Consider the following 17,607-nt stretch of genomic DNA (forward strand, 5'->3'; position numbering starts at 1 on the left):
AAAAAAAGGAATTTTAGAAGGTTAACTTCTTCGTTAAATCGTCCACGTATTTTCTGAACTGTTTATCTGTTTCTGATAAGTTATCAACTGTTTTACAAGCGTGCAAAACTGTAGCATGATCTCTTTGCCCAATTTGATTTCCAATACTTGCCAAAGATGTTTTTGTTAATCTTTTTGCAAAAAACATGGCTAATTGACGCGCTTGAACAATGTGTCTTTTTCTAGTTTTAGATTGCAGTGTAGCAACATCCATATCAAAATATTTAGAAACTTCTTTCTGAATGTAATCTATAGAAACTTCTTTTTTTGTGTTCTTAACAAACTTATCTACAATTTGTTTTGCTAATTCTAATGAAAATTCCCTTCTATTAAAAGAAGCTTGTGCAATCATAGAAATAATAACACCTTCTAATTCTCTAACATTAGACTTTATATTCTGAGCAATATATTCTATTATATCTTGTGGCATTTCTACACCATCTCTAAACAATTTATTGTCTAAAATAGAAATTCTAGTTTCGTAATCTGGTGCTTGTAATTCTGCAGATAAACCCCATTTAAAACGAGAAAGTAAACGTTGCTCGATATCTTGCATGTCTACAGGTGCTTTGTCAGAGGTTAAAATAACCTGCTTACCATTTTGATGCAAATGGTTAAAAATATGAAAGAATACATCTTGTGTACCTGCTTTACCAGACAAGAATTGTACATCATCAATAATCAAAACATCGATCATTTGATAAAAATGAATGAAATCGTTTCTTGTATTCGATTTTACAGAATCTATAAATTGCTGTGTAAATTTTTCTGATGAAATATATAAAACAGTTTTATCTGGATATTTATCTTTAATATTAACACCTATTGCGTGTGCTAAATGCGTTTTACCCAAACCAACACCACCATAAATTAAAAGCGGATTGAAAGAAGTTCCTCCAGGTTTGTTGGCAACAGCCATACCTGCAGAACGCGCTAATCTGTTAGAATCTCCTTCTATAAAATTAGCAAAACTGTAATTAGGATTTAATTGAGATTCTATTTTAACTTTCTGTAAACCAGGAATTATAAACGGATTTCTTAATTCTCTTTTATTAGATTCTAGAGAAACTGTAACTTTTTGAGGCTTTAAAGGGTCTCTGTTAGAACTCGGAATTTTAACAATTTGCGGTCTGTTACTGCTGTAATTGTTTTCCATTTTTACATCGTAAATCAATTTAGCATCATTGCCTAATTTTCTTACCAATGCAACCCTTAAAAGTTTAATATAATGCTCTTCTAACCACTCATAAAAAAATTTACTTGGTACTTGAATGGTTAAAGCTTCACCAGAAAGTTTAACAGGCTTTATAGGCTCGAACCAAGTTTTATAAGCCTGTGGCTTAATATTGTCCTTGATAAAAGATAGACAGTCTGTCCAAACGGATTCAGCAGTATAATTCATTTATGGTTTTAGTATGTTATAAAGATAAAATCTTTAATTAAAAAAAACAGTTTTAGCTCTTTCTTTTTTGGTTTACAAAAGTGTGAATAAAATTCAGTATAAAAAAATGAAATCACTATAGGTTTTTAACTTTTTTTTACGTAAAATGCTTTCCTAAACTGTTTAAAAACATTGAAAAAATCATCAACAAAAACAAGAGTTCGTTATTCAGAAACAGATCAAATGGGGGTTGTGTATCATGGAAATTATGCACAATACTTTGAATTAGGTAGAACTGAATGGCTTCGCACTTTAGGTGTTACTTACAAATATATGGAAATTAGTGGGATAATGCTCCCAGTAATTTCGTTAACTTGTAACTTTATTAAATCTGCTATTTATGATGATGTTTTAACGATTGAAACTTTTTTAGTGAAAAAACCGATGGTTAAAATTGAATTCGATTATATAATTACCAACCAGAATAATGAAATTATTTGCAAAGGAAATTCTGTTTTGGCTTTTATGAACATGAAAACTGGAAAACCAACAAGATGTCCAGATTATTTATTGGAGAGTTTGGGGTTTTAGAAAATATGTGATATCACTTTAAATAAATTTCTTGTAAAAAATCAATCTAAAATTTCAATATCTACTTTATAAAAATTATCAAAAATTTCAAAAACAATATCTGCTTCTTTTTTTCTGATAGAAATTACATATTCACAACCTAGTTCCATTTTTTGAGTTACGATGTTCATGTTTTTCTCTTTGATAATTCGCATTACTTTGCTCATTAAATCATATTCAAAATTTAATTTATAAAAAACATCAATCGTTTTTTCTATAATTTCTGATGCTTCTAAAGTAATTTGTGCAGAAGTTTTATAAGCAGAAATTAAACCCCCAACCCCTAATTTGGTTCCTCCAAAATAACGTACAGAAACTATTAAAATATTGGTAACCTCAAAAGATTGAATTTGTCCATAAATTGGCATTCCTGCAGAATTATTAGGTTCACCATCATCATTTGCCCTATATTCTATTTGCTCCACACCTATTTGATAAGCGTAACAAAAATGCCTTGCAGTATGATGTTTTTTCTTCAATTCTTCTAAACAAAGTTTTACATCATCTTCATTTAACACAGGAAAAGCATAGCCGAAAAATTTACTATTTTTATCTTTAAACAGCGTTTCTTCAGAAGGTTTTAAAATTGTTTTGTAACTATCATTTTCCATTAAGCCAAAGCTACAATTACAATTCCTAAGATTGCTAAAGCAACCCCAATTTTATTTTTTAAACTAAATTTTTCTTTAAAAAGAAGTATTCCAACTATTGTCGATAATATTACAATACCCACATTATTAATGGTGAATAATGTAGAACTTTCGAAACCTTCTGTTTGTAAAGCTTTCAATAAAAAAATAATAGAAAAATAATTCGGAATTCCTAAAGCTAAGCCTGCAACAATATTTTTAGTACCAAAAGGTTCTCTTTTTTTGGCAGCTTTTATCAATAAAATTAGAAGTGCAAAAAGAGCAGCAATTCCAAATAAACTGCCAGAGAAAATAGATACGTCTTCTTTTGGCACAAACGATACTTCTATATATTTTAAGCAAGTATCAATTGCTCCAGAACCCAAAAAAAGCAGAATAGGAAAAAGTAAACCTGCATTGTTTTTTACGATTGATTTTTCTTTTACAGAAGCTAAATAAACTGCAATTAAAGCGATTATAATTCCGAATATTTTTAAAAAAGTTACAGATTCATTGTACAAGAAAACACCAAAAAAAACTGGAATTACCACAGACATTTTTCCTGCAACAGAAGCTACAGAAACTCCATTTTTCTGAGCAGTCATTGCCATAATAAAAAAGACACTTACAAACAAAGCGCCTAAAAAAATAGCTCCTAAAAACCATGGTTGTTTTGGAATTTCTACAAAACTAAAATCTCTTTCTGCCAAGGCAAAACCCATAACAAATGCAACAAGATAGTTTACAAAAATCGCCTTTAAAACATCAACTTTATAAATGCCAAAATATTTAAAAATAACAAATAAACCTGTTGATATGATTATGCTTAAGAGTAGAAAAATCAATGGAGTATATTTTTTATAAAAAGTTCAGAAACATCCTCTTCTTCTGGCATTAAATTCCAAACATGAATCCCTAATTTGTTTGCAGCCTCTGTATTTTCTTCTAAATCATCTACAAACAAAGTTTCGCTGGCAATTAAATTATTTTCAGTTAAAACATACTCATAAATTGCTGAATCTGGTTTTCTAAAATGAATTTCATGTGATAAATAAAATTGCTCAAAACAGTTTTTAAACTCATTGTAAAATTCATCCCCTAAAGATTCTTGAACCCATTTTATATGCAAATCGTTTGTGTTGCTCAACAAGAATAATCTGTATTTTTTACTTGCGGCTAATTTTTTTAAAAAGCCCAAACGTTCTCTGGGAAAATCTAACAAAACAGCGTTCCATGCAGTAATCAATTTCTCTTTAGGTATTCGAAACTTTTCATGAAAAAACATTAGAAATGCATGAGTAGTCATCAAACCTTTTTCATAGTTCTGATAAACCTCCATCATTTCGTTCGTAATTTTTGAAACTCCTAACTCAGCCATGGCTTTGTAAGTTCCTTGTTTATCTAAGTTGATAAAAATATCTCCAAAATCGAAGATGATGTTTTTAATCATTTTTATAAATTTTTAATATGTCGTTTTTTATTTTTTGTTCCAAAGCAATTCTTGCGGATAAAATGGGAGCTTTAATTCCATTTTGGAAAGTTGTATCTCCAATAAAAACGCGAGCTTCATCCCAAAGATTTGCATCTATAAAAGTTTGTAAGGTTTGTGTACCTCCTTCTATAATTACAGATTGAATTTTATGTTTTTGCAAAATAGCACAAATTTGTTTTGCAACATTTTTGTTAAAATCAATTTGTTCGAAAATCAAATTTTCTCTTGATTCTTGACTCTTGATTATTGATTCTGTCAATACAATTGTCCTCACACTTTCATCAAAAACCTTCCTGTTTTTTGGAATTCGAAGATCTTTATCCAACACAATTCTTATAGGATTATTACCAAACCAACTTCTAACATTTAATTTAGGATTATCTGCAATAACCGTATTTGTTCCCACCAAAATTGCATGCTCTTCACTTCTCCATTTATGCACTAATTGTTGCGAATATGGGTTTGAAATCCAAATGGGTTTTTGTTCGTTTTTTGATAAAGGAGCAATAAAACCATCTTTGGTTTCTGCCCATTTTAAAATAATAAAAGGTCTATTTTTTTCTTGAATCGTAAAAAATCTTTGGTGATGCTCTCTGCATTCATCCTCTAAAACACCAACAATAACATTAATTCCAGCCGATTTTAAACGCTCAATTCCTTTTCCAGCAACCAAACTATTGGAATCTACACAACCAATAACCACATTTTTAAATTGATGCTTTACCAACAAATCTGCACAAGGTGGCGTTTTGCCAAAATGAGCACAAGGTTCTAGCGTTACATAAATAGTGGCTTCTTTTAAAAGAGATTTATTTGCAACCGAATTTACAGCATTTACTTCTGCATGATTGCCACCATAATTAGAGGTAAAACCTTCACCAATAATTTTATTTTGATGCACAATAACAGCTCCAACACTCGGATTTGGATGCGTTGTTCCAATGCCGTTTTTGGCAATTTGCAAACAACGTTTTATGTAAGTTTTGTGATTGATATTTATTGATTTTTATTAGAAAAAGAAAAAGTGAATCTTATCATTTTATATTTATTTCTTTAGTTGTATCTACCAAAAAATCTTTCTTAAAACCAAAAACCGAATATTCTAAATTACCCTTTATTCTAAGGGTTACTTTGTTGGTTAAAATTGAATTTAACAAACCACCAAGAACGCCATTCTTATTAGAATTCAATAAGTTTTTGGTAGGTATATTTGCAGTTAAAGGTATCGAAAATTCCTTATTTGCTGGTATTTTAAACTCATCAGAAAACACCTGAGCAACTTCTATATCATTTACAAAAATAGCAACATTTTCAGTAGAAATTTTACCCCCAACAACATTCGGGTTTTCAAAAAAAGCATCTGCTTTTAATTTTATTGTATCTGCAGCAAAACTAATTACTTTTACATTATCAACTTTAATAAAAACAGGTTGTTTTTTAACAGAACAACTTAAAATTAATGCGAATAAACTTAAAAAATAGACTATTTTTTTCATCAATACTATTTAAAAAAATGGGTAACTTGCTCTTGCAAAAATACAGTAATAAATGACAACTCCAGATTTTATAATTAGAGAAATTAAACCAGTAGATAGTCCAGAACTTGCCATCGTTATTAGAAGCGTTCTTGTAGAAATGGGCGCTCCAAAAGTTGGCACTGCATATGAAGATAAAGCAACAGATAGTATGTTTGAAACCTATCAAAAAAAGAAAAGTAAATATTTTGTTGTAGAGCATAAAAATAAAGTTGTTGGTGGTGGAGGAATTGCACAATTAGACAACTTTGAAGGCAATACATGCGAATTGCAAAAAATGTATTTTCTGCCAATTGCAAGAGGCAAAGGTTTGGGTACAAAATTAATTTCTGTTTGTTTAGAAAAAGCAAAAGAATTAGGTTTCGAAAATTGTTATTTAGAAACGTTACCATATATGGAAGCTGCAGTAAAATTGTATAAAAAAAATGGTTTTATCAATTTAGATAAACCCTTAGGAAACACCTGCCATTATTCTTGTGATGTTTGGATGATTAAAAAATTGCAGTTGTAGCCTTAAAGTTTGAAGTCGGAAGAAAATATAGAATGAATGAATATCAACAAATTTAAAGAGTACTTTTTTTCTGAACTTACTGTAATTTATCCTAAAACAGAAATAGATTCTTTTTTCTTTATTTTAATGGAAGACTATTTGAAGTTAAAAAGAATTGATACGGTTTTAAAACCCGATTTTAAGATCGACGAAACGCTTTTATCAACCTTAAAAAAAGCCTTAGAAAGATTACAAAAAGAAGAACCAATTCAATACATTATTGGGCATACAGAATTTTATGGCTATCGCTTTTTAGTTGACAAAAGTACCTTAATTCCAAGACCAGAAACTGAAGAATTAGTAGAGTGGGTTTTGGACGAAGTTCAGAAGTTAAAAGCAGTTGAATTAACAATTTTAGATATTGGAACTGGCTCAGGTTGCATACCCATTTCTTTAGCTAAAAATTTATCAAATGTAATAATTTCTGCGATTGATATCTCTGCTGATGCTTTAAAAATTGCACAGAAAAATGCTGATTTAAATAAAGTTGAGGTAAATTTTGTGGAAGCTGATATTCTGAAAATAAATTCATTGGATGAGATTCTGAAACAAGTTCAGAATGACGTGCAATTTGATATTATTGTTTCAAATCCTCCTTATGTTCGAGAGTTGGAAAAAGTAGAAATTGATAATAATGTGTTGCAAAACGAACCTCATTTGGCTTTGTTTGTTTCCGATGAAAATCCGTTAATTTTTTATGATAAAATTGCAGATTTAGCAAAAAAACATCTTTCAAAAAACGGACTTTTATTCTTTGAAATCAATCAATATTTAGGAAAAGAAACTATAAAAATATTAGAAAAAAAAGGGTTTAAAAATATCGAATTGAAAAAAGATTTATTTGGCAATGATAGAATGATAAAAGCCAGTTTTTAACATCTGCTACTTTGATAAAAACACTTCATCTACTATGATAAAAATAAAGCTGATAATAATTTCCTTTAAAATTCAACATTTAAGTATTTTTGTAGTATGATAAAAGAACTTCAACTTCGCATAAATTTAATAGAAGAGCGTAGAGAAAACATATTGCTTTACAAAGCTTCTAAAGAATTAGGCGTTGATAAAAATGAAATTTCTGCTGTAAAAGTTTTACGAAAATCGATAGATGCTCGTAAAAAAGACATCATTTTTAATTATAAAGTGGCAGTATATATCAACGAAACTGTTCCAGAACAATCTGATTATATTTTTGATTATAAAGACGTTTCGAATGCGAAAGAAATTCACATCATCGGTTTTGGTCCTGCAGGTATGTATGCAGCTTTAAGATGTATAGAGTTAGGTTACAAACCAATTGTTTTGGAGCGTGGTAAAAATGTACAAGAAAGACGCAGAGATATACGTGCAATCAATCAAGAACATATTGTAAACGAAAACTCTAATTATTGTTTTGGAGAAGGTGGAGCAGGAACGTATTCTGATGGAAAACTCTACACAAGAAGTTTAAAAAGAGGCGATGTTCGACGTATTTTTGAAAACCTCGTTTTTCATGGAGCCACTGAGCAAATTTTGGTGGATGCACATCCTCATATTGGAACTAATAAATTGCCGAAAATCATTCAAAATATTCGTGAAAATATATTAAAATTTGGAGGAGAAATTCATTTTGAAACGAAAGTTACCGATTTTATTATCAATAATAATAAACTAAAAGCCATACAAATAAATAGCATCAATGAAATGGCTGTTAACTCTGTTATTTTAGCCACAGGCCATTCAGCCAGAGATATTTACGAATTGTTGCATAAAAAAAATATCGCCTTAAAAGCAAAATCTTTTGCAATGGGTGTTCGAGTAGAACATCCTCAAGAAATTATAGACCAAATTCAGTACAATTGTTCTGGAGAAAGAGACGAACTTTTACCTGCAGCTGCTTACAGTTTGGTAAATCAAATAAATAACAGAGGCGTGTATTCTTTCTGTATGTGTCCAGGAGGTTTTATTGTTCCTGCAGCAACTGCCAGTGGCGAAGTTGTTGTAAATGGCATGTCTCCAAGCAGAAGAAATAATAAGTTTGCAAATTCTGGAATTGTTGTTGAATTAGATATAAATAAAGACTTTAAAAAATACGAACATTTTGGAGCTTTAAAAGGTTTAGAGTTTCAAAAAGATTTAGAAAAAATTGCTTTTTTAGCTGGAGGAAGATCTCAAACAGCACCAGCCCAAAGATTGGTAGATTTTGTTGATGGAAAACTATCTTCGACTTTAAATGATTGCTCTTATCAACCAGGTTTAAACTCTGCTCCTTTACATTCTTTATTACCTAAAATTATTGGTAGCAGATTGCGCAAAGGTTTTGCTGCTTTTGGACAAAAAATGCATGGCTATTATACAAACGAAGCCAATATTATTGGTGTAGAATCTAGAACGTCATCACCCGTAAATATTCCAAGAAAAGAAAATTTAGAGCATCCAGAAATCGAAGGTTTATTTCCTTGTGGTGAAGGAGGTGGTTATGCTGGTGGAATTGTTTCTGCAGCTATGGATGGTGAACGTTGTGCAGAAGCTGCTATAAAAGTAACAAGGTAAGTTTGCAAAAATTAAAATTTTAAATTAAGTTTACCGACAGCAATTATGGATACAAAAGAAAAATACGAATCTAAAGACTTAGAAGCTAGAGATTTGCACTTTAGTTATTGGGGAGCCATGAACTATTTTATTGGTTTAATTCGTTCATCAGAATTAAAAGCTGGTTTAATTTTATCATTTTATGGCATCATTTTTAATTTTGTTTATCAAAATATAAATAGTGCCAAAGATGAATTTTCAACTTTTGGTATAAATCACGTTATTGCCATTCTTTGGTTAATTTCTACAATGATTTCTATGTTTCATAGTGTTCGAACTTTTATTCCAAGAATTGAAAAAAAATACGAGCCAAATGTTTTCTTTTTTGGAGATGTAATATCTAAATATGGTGATATTAAAGAATTTTCTAAAACACTTTTAGAAACTAGTATAGATAAATCTAAATTGTATGATCAATTAGGTCAACAAATTTACATCAATGCTAAAATCACAGCTGCTAAGTTTAAAAATGTAAATACATCTTTAAAATATTTATTAATAAGCTTGGGTTTATTGCTTATTTTAGTCATCGAACATATTTTAAAAACTATATTTTAAGTCTTTGAAACATACTAGAAACTCTTTTTTAAAACTCCCAAAAGCCGATGTTCACAATCATTTTCATTTAGGTGGTTCTCAAAAAAAACTACTTGAAAAATACCCAAATGCAACTATTTCTTTTCCAAAAAAATATGATGGTTTAGTAGGAATGATCGATTTTATTTACGGTAATTTAAATAAAATAATGGTCACTAAAGAAGACGTTATCACCTTTATGGAAATATCTATCGAAAGCAGTATAGATGATAATATTTCGCTTTTAGAAGCAAGTGTAGATACCAATTTAGCTCGTTTTTTTGATGGTTCTATTGATTCTGTAATTACAGAAGTAAAAAGGATTAAAGAGAAATATAAAACGAAAATAGACTTTAGACCAGATATAGGAATTAATAAAGATTTACCTCTAGACAAAGTATATGAATATGGTAACGCTTTTATAGAAAGTGGTATTTTTAATGGAATTGATATTTATGGGAAGGAAGACAATCAGAATTTAAAACCTTTTCAAGAATTATTTGAAACCGCAAGAAAACACAACATAAAAACCAAAGCACATATAGGTGAATTTTCTGATTACAAAACCATAGAAGAAACTATTGAACTTTTAAATCCTGATGAATTACAACATGGAATAAATGCAGTCCAATCAGAAAAAACGATGGATTTAATTTTGGAGAGAAACATTCGATTAAATACATCACCACAAAGTAATATTGCTTTAAGAGCTGTAAGAAACTTAAAAGAACATCCTGTAAGAAAATTGTTTGACAAGGGCATAAATGTAACCGTAAACACCGACGATTTAATTTTGTTTGATGCCACTGTTTCTGATGAATTACACAACCTTTATAAGGAAAACATTTTTTCTTGGGAAGAGTTGAAAACGATAAGAATGAATGCTTTTTAAGTAGTTCTTTTTACAAAATACATTTTTATTTTACCTTTTCCTTTGGCCTCTATAGATCCTCTTTCTTCGAATTCGAAAGCTCTATTATTTTTTAATAAATTGTAAGTACTTTCACTGATGTTAATTTTGCCAATTTCTCCAGAACTTTCCATTCTACTTGCTGTGTTTACAGTATCTCCCCAAATATCATAAGCAAACTTTTTAGTACCTACAACACCAGCAACAACAGAACCTGAATTTATACCCACTCTAATATCGAAACTAGCCTCACTATTTAAACTCATGGTTTCGTTTACAAAATCGACAATATCAAAAGCCGCTTTTACCATTTTAAATGCGTGGTTTTTAACTGGAAAAGGCAAACCACTCGCACACATATAGGCATCTCCAACCGTTTTTATTTTTTCTATACCATGTTTTTCCATAATTTCATCGAATTTAGAAAAATAATAATCGATGGTTTTTACCAATTCTTCTGGTGATAAAGTTTCCGAAAACTTTGTAAATCCTTTAAAATCTGTAAATAAAACAGAAACTGAATCGAATCTTTTGGCTTCTACACTTCCTTTTTCTTTTAATTCTTGTGCAGTTTCTTCTGGTAAGATATTTTTTAACAACTCATCTGAACGCTCTTTTTCTTGCTCAATCACTTTACTAGTTTCTACTACTAACTTATTTCTTTTATATAAGAAATATGCTAAAAAACCTATTAAAATTAGGACGATACCAATACCTATATTTAAAATAAATTGTGTCTTTTTTTCTTGTTTAAGTATTTCCTTTTCCTGTTCCTTTTTTGCAAGTTCAAACTTAGAACGTTCTTGCTCCACATCTCTAACAGCGCTTATATTGTTAACACTATCTCTATAAACAATGTGTTTTTCAAAAGCATCTAAGGCTCCTTTATAATTATTAAAAGATTTATAGATTGTTGCAATTCTGGCATTCGCATCACTAATCTGCTGTTTGTATCCAAATTTTTCTGCTAAGCTTAAACTTCTTTGCGCATATTTTAAAGCTTGTTTATTTTTACTTCTTGCTATATATACATCAGCCATACCAATTAAAAATTCGGTAATAGGATCATAATCTTCATATTCTTCAAGAATTTCAATTGCTTCGTTTAAGCTGTTTTCTGCTAAAGTATCATCGTCTAATTGAGCATATACCAAACCTTCACTACCTAATATATAAGCCAAATATTGTTCATACCCTAAGCTTTTAAAATCGTCTGCAGCCTTTTTGTAATAATACAGTGAAGAGTCTAATTTTTGTTGACTATAATATTCATCACCTAAGTTGTACTTTGCTGAAGCAAGATTTATAGAATCATTTATTTTTTCAATTTTTATTTTTTCATATAATAAAATAGCCTCTTTATAATTTTTGACTGATAATTTAGAATCTCCCATCTGAGAATAAATATCAGCAATTGCAACTTTAATTCCTGCTTTACTGCTTTTTAAATCGTTATCATTAGCTACTTTAGCCGCCTTTAACAAATTGGTTAATGCCGTTTTTAGGTCTCCTTTTTGTCCATAAGCTTGCCCTAATTGAAGATAACCTGAATATTCAAAATAAGCTGTATCCCTTTCTATGGCAGTAGCAATTAATTCTTTGCTGTAAATAATAATTTCATCTATATCAGTTTCATAATAAGCGATATCAGCTAGATTCTTAAGTTTATCTTTTCTATCATATAAATTTTTTCTGAGTATATTTTTTAAGCTATCTGCTTTTTTTTGGTCTTGAGAAAAAGTAAAAAAGCTAAACAAACAAAAAAAGCCTATTAAAAAATAGACTTTATAAGTTTTGTATGTAAAGCTTATAAATTGCATTAATTATATATTAGATTAGAAATTTTCAGGTATCTTTTGATTCGAAACATGACCTAAAGTATTGGCTTTTCAAATATAAACATTAAAAGAAAAAGAAAAAATTAATCTTTTAAAATCTAAAAATCTATTTTTTAGAAACTTTTTTTAACCAATAACTATCAGTAATTTTACTAGCAATTAAATTTAAAAAATGAAGATTACAATAGGTAGAGTTGATAAGGCAGATTTTCCAGGTTTGTCTTTAGTAGATATTGATGTAAAAATAGACTCTGGCGCTTACACATCTTCCATTCATTGTTCTAATATTAAAGAAGTTACAGTAAACAATAGCAGTTTTATAGAATTTAATTTATTGGATCCAGAACATACTTTTTACAATAATAAAAAGTTTACTTTTAAAAATTACAGTTCTAAAATTGTAAAAAGTTCGAATGGTATTTCTGAAAAAAGATTTATGATTCAGACAGAAATAGTGATTTTCAATACAACTTTCCCTATATTTTTAACCCTAAGTGAGCGCAAAGACATGACATTTCCTATACTATTGGGAAGGAAATTTTTAAACAAAAAATTTGTGATAGATACCATTAAAAAAAATCTATCCTATAAATTAAAATATTTAAAAAAATGAGAATTGTAATTCTATCAAGAAATCCGAAATTGTATTCTACAAGAAGATTGATTGAAGCTGCAGAGAAAAGAAAACATGAGGTACTTGTTGTAGATCATTTAAAATGCAATATAGAAATAGAAAGAAGAGCTCCAAAAATATTTTACAAAGGTGAGTATTTAGAAAACATAGATGCGATTATTCCGAGAATTGGAGCTTCTGTTACTTTTTATGGGACAGCTGTTATTCGTCAATTTGAAATGATGAAAGTTTTTACCTCAGTTAGTTCTATGGCCTTAACAAGGTCTAGAGATAAACTAAGTAGTTTACAAATTTTGGCTAGAGCAGGTGTTGGTTTGCCAAAAACTGTTTTTACCAATTACACAAAAGATGTAGAACATGTTGTAGATTCTGTTGGTGGTGCGCCTTTAGTATTAAAATTATTAGAAGGAACTCAAGGTTTGGGAGTTGTTTTAGCAGAAACAAAAAATGCTGCAACTTCTGTTTTAGAAGCTTTTAATGGTTTGGGAGCCAGAGTAATTGCTCAACAATTTATTAAAGAAGCTGGTGGTGCAGATATAAGAGCTTTTGTGGTAGATGGTAAAGTTGTTGGAGCAATGAAACGTCAAGGAAAAGAAGGTGAATTTCGTTCTAATTTGCATAGAGGAGGAAATGCAACTGTAATTCAATTAACAGACGAAGAGGAGAAAACTGCTTTAAAAGCAACCAAAGCTTTAGGTTTGGGGGTAGCTGGTGTAGATATGCTACAATCTTCAAAAGGTCCTTTAGTTTTAGAAGTAAACTCATCACCTGGCTTAGAAGGAATATGAAGTTGCTACAGGAAAAAACATCGCAAAAGAAATTATTAGATACTTAGAAATTCATGTCGAATAAACCATTGATTATATTAGGGAAAAATATTCCAGAAGGAAAACGAACAATTTTAGATATAGAAGTTGCAAAATTACACACTAGAACAACTGTAAAAGTTCCAGTAATTGTAGAGCGTTCTTTAGAAGAAGGACCTGTTATATTGTTATTGGCAGGAGTTCATGGAGATGAGGTAAATGGCGTAAGTATTATACGTGAAATAATCAACCAAAAATTAAACGTACCCAAAAAAGGAACAATTATATGTATTCCTGTTTTTAATATTTTTGGCTATTTAATTCAAACTAGAGAATTTCCTGATGGTAGAGATTTAAACAGAATGTTTCCAGGATCTTTAAATGGATCTTTAGCTAGCCAGTTTGCATATCAATTTACAAAAGAAATTGCGCCATTCGTAGATTACGTTATCGATTATCATACAGGAGGTGGAGAACGTGATAATATTGCGCAAATAAGACTAGAAAGTTCTGAAGAAAAAACATTAGAATTAGCCAATGTTTTTAATTCTCCTTTTGTGGTTAACTCTGGCTACATTGCCAAATCTTTGCGTGAATCTTTGAATAAAATGGGTAAAACTGTTTTACTTTTTGAAGGTGGGAAATCTAAAAATTTAAATCCTACAGTTATAAATCATGGAATTAGAGGTACAAAAAATGTTTTAATTCATTTAGGTTTTATTGATGGTGAAATTACCTTGACTGAGAAACCTATCTTTATTAAAAAAGCAAAATGGATACGTTCTAATTATTCTGGAATGTTTAAAATTTTGGTTACCAATGGCTCTCGTGTAAAAAAGAAAGATATTTTAGGTGTAATTCAAGATCCTTTTGGAGAATTTAAAAAACGAATTTATGCTACTGCTGATTGTCATATTTTCTGCATAAATAAAACGCCTATTGTAAATAAAGGTGAAGCCTTGTTTCATGTTAGCGTGGAAGAAGAAGAGGAATCAATTTGATTTTTAAACTTATCTTTTTAGATATAAAATAACTTCTCATACACTTACTAAAACGATTTTAATATGTATTTACTTTTGTAGTAAAACTAAAAAAAAGCATCTCATAACTGAGATGCTTTTTTATAATATAGAAACAAGTTTTACTTATTCAAGTACATTTTACGTCTTGCATATAAATCATAAAACTGGTCATCTTTTAAACTATCAATAAACAAAATACTTTCTCCTGTAGATTTCATTTCTGGTCCTAGTTTCTTGTTTACATTAGGAAACTTGTTAAATGAGAAAACAGGCTGTTTAATTGCATACCCTGTTAATTGTGGGTTAAAAGTAAAATCTGTTACTTTATTATGACCTAACATTACTTTTGTTGCGTAATTTACATAAGGCTCTTTATATGCTTTTGCAATAAAAGGTACAGTTCTAGAAGCTCTTGGGTTAGCTTCGATTATATAAACGATATCCTCTTTAATGGCAAATTGAACATTTATCAATCCAACAGTTTTTAAGGCTCTTGCTATGGTATGTGTATGATCTTTAATTTGTTGCATTACAAATTCACCTAAATTAAAGGCTGGTAAAGTTGCATTAGAATCTCCAGAATGAATTCCACAAGGTTCTATATGTTCCATAATTCCGATGATGTAGACATTTCCATCAGCATCGCAAATCGCATCTGCTTCTGCTTCTATTGCACCATCTAAATAATGATCTAACAACAGTTTATTATTTGGCATTCTACCTAATAAATCTACTACATGTTCTACTAATTCTTCTTTATTGATGACAATTTTCATTCCTTGCCCACCTAAAACATAAGAAGGTCTTACCAAAATTGGGAAGTCCAATTCATCTGCTAATTGCAAAGCTTCGTCTGCAGTTTCTGCAATTCCGAATTCTGGATAAGGAATATTGTTATCTTTTAACATCGAAGAAAAACGTCCTCTATCTTCTGCAATATCTAAAGCTTCGAAAGAAGTTCCGATAATTTTAATTCCGTATTTGGTTAACTTTTCGGCTAACTTTAAAGCAGTTTGTCCACCTAATTGTACAATAACTCCTTCTGGTTTTTCATGACGAATAATGTCATAAATATGTTCCCAAAAAACAGGTTCGAAATATAATTTATCTGCAGTATCAAAATCTGTAGAAACCGTTTCTGGGTTGCAGTTAATCATAATAGTTTCATAGCCACATTCTGCAGCTGCTAAAACTCCATGCACACAACAATAATCGAACTCAATTCCTTGTCCAATTCTGTTTGGTCCTGAGCCTAAAACAACAATTTTCTTTTTATCAGTTACAATACTTTCATTTGCAATAACAATTTCTCCATCTGCAGTTTCAATTTCATTTTCGAAAGTTGAATAATAATAAGGTGTTTTTGCTGTGAATTCAGCAGCACACGTATCTACTAATTTATAAACACGCTGTACTTTTAATTCTTCTCTTTTGTTATAAACTTCGCTTTCCAGACAATCTAGCATGTGTGCTATTTGTCTATCTCCATATCCTTTTTGTTTTGCTTCTAATAATAAATCTCTTTGAATTGTGTCAATAGAAAAGGTAGAAATTTCTTTTTGAAGTTGAAATAATTCTTCATATTGTTTTAAATACCACATATCTATTTTTGTGATATCATATATTTTGCTCAAAGGAATTCCTATTGCAATTGCATCATATATAGCAAAAACTCTGTCCCAACTTGCATTGGTTAACTTATCTATAATTTGGTTATAATCTGTATATCCTTTTCCATCTGCTCCTAAACCATTTCTTTTTATTTCTAAAGATTGTGTTGCTTTGTGCAATGCTTCTTGAAAAGAACGACCTATTCCCATCACTTCTCCAACAGCTTTCATTTGTAAACCCAAAGTTCTGTCTGAACCTTCGAATTTGTCGAAGTTCCAACGTGGAATTTTTACAATTACATAATCTAAAGTTGGTTCAAATAAAGCTGATGTAGATTTTGTAATGCCGTTTTCTAATTCGTCTAAAGTATATCCAATTGCTAATTTTGTTGCCACTTTTGCAATTGGATAACCTGTTGCTTTACTTGCTAATGCTGATGAACGAGAAACCCTTGGATTGATTTCAATGGCAATAATATCTTCTTTTTCGTCTGGTGAAACTGCAAATTGCACGTTACAACCACCTTCAAAATCACCAATAGAACGCATCATATGAATTGCCATATCACGCATTTTTTGATACGTTTTATCAGAAAGTGTCATTGCTGGAGCAACTGTAATCGAATCTCCTGTATGAATACCCATTGGATCCATATTTTCGATAGAACAAATAATAACTACGTTATCATTTTTATCACGCAATAATTCTAATTCATATTCTTTCCAGCCCATCATAGCTTTGTCAATCATCACTTCATGAATTGGTGACGCTTCTAAACCTCTACTTAATAATTCGTCAAAATCTTCTGCTTTATAAACGATAGAGGCTCCTGCTCCACCCAAAGTATAAGAGGAACGAATTACTAATGGAAAACCAAATTGTTGCGCAATTTCTTTTCCTTTTAAAAATGATGTTGCAGTAGCTTGTGGAGCCATTGGTACTCCAATTTTTAACATCAATTCTCTAAACTGTTCTCTATCTTCAGTAACATTAATTGCATCAATATCAACACCAATTAATTTTACATTAAAATCTTTCCAAATTCCTTTATCATCTGCCTCAATACAAAGATTTAATGCAGTTTGACCACCCATTGTTGGCAACACAGCATCAATTTGTGGATGTTCTTTTAAAATCTGAATGATAGACTTCGTAGTTAATGGCAACAAATATATATGATCAGCCATGGATGGATCTGTCATAATAGTGGCTGGATTCGAATTGATTAAAATAGTTTCAATTCCATCTTCTCTTAAAGATCGCAAAGATTGCGAACCAGAATAATCGAATTCACATGCTTGACCAATTACTATAGGTCCAGAACCAATAATTAAAATGGATTTAAGGTCTTCTCTTTTTGGCATAATATTTATAGTTATTGTT

Annotated in this window: 16 protein-coding genes and 1 pseudogene; 9 read left to right on the plus strand and 8 right to left on the minus strand. The window is 30.1% G+C overall.

Going from position 1 to position 17,607, the window contains the following annotated elements:
* Nucleotides 1–13: 13 nt before the first annotated feature.
* Nucleotides 14–1,441 carry a chromosomal replication initiator protein DnaA gene (gene dnaA / locus WAO74_RS03640; RefSeq protein ID WP_422159777.1) on the minus strand — a complete coding sequence of 476 codons (1,428 nt, stop codon included), beginning with the start codon at nucleotides 1,439–1,441 and terminating at the stop codon, nucleotides 14–16.
* A gap of 171 nt (nucleotides 1,442–1,612) precedes the next feature.
* Here dnaA and WAO74_RS03645 point away from each other — a divergent pair, with 171 nt between their 5' ends.
* Nucleotides 1,613–2,011, plus strand: coding sequence for an acyl-CoA thioesterase (locus WAO74_RS03645; protein ID WP_422159778.1), 399 nt, complete (start codon nucleotides 1,613–1,615; stop codon nucleotides 2,009–2,011).
* Nucleotides 2,012–2,052: 41 nt separating this feature from the next.
* Here WAO74_RS03645 and WAO74_RS03650 read toward each other — a convergent pair whose 3' ends face one another.
* From WAO74_RS03650 to WAO74_RS03670, 5 genes are read right to left on the minus strand one after another with little or no spacing between them, the layout of a single operon-like run.
* Nucleotides 2,053–2,661: an IMPACT family protein gene (locus WAO74_RS03650; protein WP_422159781.1), complete on the minus strand. Its 609-nt coding sequence runs from the start codon at nucleotides 2,659–2,661 to the stop codon at nucleotides 2,053–2,055.
* Nucleotides 2,661–3,524, minus strand: coding sequence for an EamA family transporter (locus WAO74_RS03655; RefSeq protein ID WP_422159783.1), 864 nt, complete (start codon nucleotides 3,522–3,524; stop codon nucleotides 2,661–2,663). Before WAO74_RS03655 ends, WAO74_RS03650 begins: the two co-directional genes overlap by 1 nt.
* The gene (locus WAO74_RS03660) at nucleotides 3,521–4,129 is read right to left on the minus strand and encodes an HAD family hydrolase (protein ID WP_422159785.1); all 609 of its coding nucleotides are present in this window, start codon (nucleotides 4,127–4,129) and stop codon (nucleotides 3,521–3,523) included. The genes WAO74_RS03655 and WAO74_RS03660 overlap by 4 nt, the downstream gene beginning before the upstream one ends.
* Nucleotides 4,122–5,171: a bifunctional diaminohydroxyphosphoribosylaminopyrimidine deaminase/5-amino-6-(5-phosphoribosylamino)uracil reductase RibD gene (gene ribD / locus WAO74_RS03665; RefSeq protein WP_422159888.1), complete on the minus strand. Its 1,050-nt coding sequence runs from the start codon at nucleotides 5,169–5,171 to the stop codon at nucleotides 4,122–4,124. Before ribD ends, WAO74_RS03660 begins: the two co-directional genes overlap by 8 nt.
* A 34-nt stretch (nucleotides 5,172–5,205) precedes the next feature.
* Entirely contained in the window at nucleotides 5,206–5,667 is a 462-nt protein-coding gene (locus tag WAO74_RS03670) for a hypothetical protein (protein ID WP_422159787.1), read from the minus strand.
* 52 nt (nucleotides 5,668–5,719) lie between these two features.
* Between WAO74_RS03670 and WAO74_RS03675 the strand changes: the two genes are divergently transcribed.
* From WAO74_RS03675 to WAO74_RS03695, 5 genes are all read left to right on the plus strand, one after another.
* On the plus strand, nucleotides 5,720–6,217 hold the full coding sequence (locus WAO74_RS03675) for a GNAT family N-acetyltransferase (RefSeq protein ID WP_422159789.1): 498 nt from the start codon (nucleotides 5,720–5,722) through the stop codon (nucleotides 6,215–6,217).
* A 36-nt stretch (nucleotides 6,218–6,253) separates the two neighbouring features.
* Complete coding sequence (gene prmC, locus WAO74_RS03680) at nucleotides 6,254–7,132, plus strand: peptide chain release factor N(5)-glutamine methyltransferase (protein WP_422159791.1); 879 nt, start codon at nucleotides 6,254–6,256, stop codon at nucleotides 7,130–7,132.
* 96 nt (nucleotides 7,133–7,228) lie between these two features.
* Entirely contained in the window at nucleotides 7,229–8,788 is a 1,560-nt protein-coding gene (locus WAO74_RS03685) for an NAD(P)/FAD-dependent oxidoreductase (RefSeq protein ID WP_422159793.1), read from the plus strand.
* Between the two features lie 45 nt (nucleotides 8,789–8,833).
* On the plus strand, nucleotides 8,834–9,385 hold the full coding sequence (locus tag WAO74_RS03690) for a Pycsar system effector family protein (RefSeq protein WP_422159795.1): 552 nt from the start codon (nucleotides 8,834–8,836) through the stop codon (nucleotides 9,383–9,385).
* Between the two features lie 4 nt (nucleotides 9,386–9,389).
* Nucleotides 9,390–10,295 (plus strand): hypothetical protein, encoded by a 906-nt coding sequence (locus WAO74_RS03695; RefSeq protein ID WP_422159796.1) that lies wholly within the window; start codon nucleotides 9,390–9,392, stop codon nucleotides 10,293–10,295.
* On the opposite strand, the gene WAO74_RS03700 is transcribed toward WAO74_RS03695, so the two are convergent.
* Complete coding sequence (locus WAO74_RS03700; RefSeq protein ID WP_422159797.1) at nucleotides 10,292–12,133, minus strand: adenylate/guanylate cyclase domain-containing protein; 1,842 nt, start codon at nucleotides 12,131–12,133, stop codon at nucleotides 10,292–10,294. The genes WAO74_RS03695 and WAO74_RS03700 overlap by 4 nt on opposite strands.
* Nucleotides 12,134–12,323: 190 nt before the next feature.
* Between WAO74_RS03700 and WAO74_RS03705 the strand changes: the two genes are divergently transcribed.
* The 3 genes and pseudogenes from WAO74_RS03705 (at nucleotide 12,324) to WAO74_RS03715 (ending at nucleotide 14,592) form a co-directional block, all read left to right on the plus strand.
* Nucleotides 12,324–12,764 carry an ATP-dependent zinc protease gene (locus WAO74_RS03705; protein ID WP_422159799.1) on the plus strand — a complete coding sequence of 147 codons (441 nt, stop codon included), beginning with the start codon at nucleotides 12,324–12,326 and terminating at the stop codon, nucleotides 12,762–12,764.
* Nucleotides 12,761–13,637: pseudogene (gene rimK, locus WAO74_RS03710) on the plus strand (30S ribosomal protein S6--L-glutamate ligase). Before WAO74_RS03705 ends, rimK begins: the two are co-directional and overlap by 4 nt.
* A complete protein-coding gene (locus tag WAO74_RS03715) occupies nucleotides 13,627–14,592 on the plus strand; it encodes a succinylglutamate desuccinylase/aspartoacylase family protein (RefSeq protein WP_422159800.1) in 966 nt (321 codons plus the stop codon). The pseudogene rimK and the gene WAO74_RS03715 overlap by 11 nt, the downstream one beginning before the upstream one ends.
* Before the next feature lie 140 nt (nucleotides 14,593–14,732).
* Here the strand turns inward: WAO74_RS03715 and carB are convergent, their stop codons facing one another.
* Nucleotides 14,733–17,588: a carbamoyl-phosphate synthase large subunit gene (carB, locus tag WAO74_RS03720; protein ID WP_422159802.1), complete on the minus strand. Its 2,856-nt coding sequence runs from the start codon at nucleotides 17,586–17,588 to the stop codon at nucleotides 14,733–14,735.
* Nucleotides 17,589–17,607: the final 19 nt, after the last annotated feature.

This window comes from Polaribacter sp. (assembly GCF_049276715.1).
GTDB lineage: Bacteria > Bacteroidota > Bacteroidia > Flavobacteriales > Flavobacteriaceae > Polaribacter.

Excerpts from the sequence above, each read along its gene's own strand:
- dnaA (WP_422159777.1), bottom strand. The coding sequence starts at position 1,441 with ATGAATTATACTGCTGAATCCGTTTGGACAGACTGTCTATCTTTTATC.
- WAO74_RS03650 (WP_422159781.1), bottom strand. The coding sequence starts at position 2,661 with ATGGAAAATGATAGTTACAAAACAATTTTAAAACCTTCTGAAGAAACG.
- WAO74_RS03660 (WP_422159785.1), bottom strand. The coding sequence starts at position 4,129 with ATGATTAAAAACATCATCTTCGATTTTGGAGATATTTTTATCAACTTA.
- WAO74_RS03670 (WP_422159787.1), bottom strand. The coding sequence starts at position 5,667 with ATGAAAAAAATAGTCTATTTTTTAAGTTTATTCGCATTAATTTTAAGT.
- WAO74_RS03675 (WP_422159789.1), top strand. The coding sequence starts at position 5,720 with ATGACAACTCCAGATTTTATAATTAGAGAAATTAAACCAGTAGATAGT.
- prmC (WP_422159791.1), top strand. The coding sequence starts at position 6,254 with ATGAATATCAACAAATTTAAAGAGTACTTTTTTTCTGAACTTACTGTA.
- WAO74_RS03685 (WP_422159793.1), top strand. The coding sequence starts at position 7,229 with ATGATAAAAGAACTTCAACTTCGCATAAATTTAATAGAAGAGCGTAGA.
- WAO74_RS03690 (WP_422159795.1), top strand. The coding sequence starts at position 8,834 with ATGGATACAAAAGAAAAATACGAATCTAAAGACTTAGAAGCTAGAGAT.
- WAO74_RS03700 (WP_422159797.1), bottom strand. The coding sequence starts at position 12,133 with ATGCAATTTATAAGCTTTACATACAAAACTTATAAAGTCTATTTTTTA.
- WAO74_RS03705 (WP_422159799.1), top strand. The coding sequence starts at position 12,324 with ATGAAGATTACAATAGGTAGAGTTGATAAGGCAGATTTTCCAGGTTTG.
- WAO74_RS03715 (WP_422159800.1), top strand. The coding sequence starts at position 13,627 with ATGTCGAATAAACCATTGATTATATTAGGGAAAAATATTCCAGAAGGA.
- carB (WP_422159802.1), bottom strand. The coding sequence starts at position 17,588 with ATGCCAAAAAGAGAAGACCTTAAATCCATTTTAATTATTGGTTCTGGA.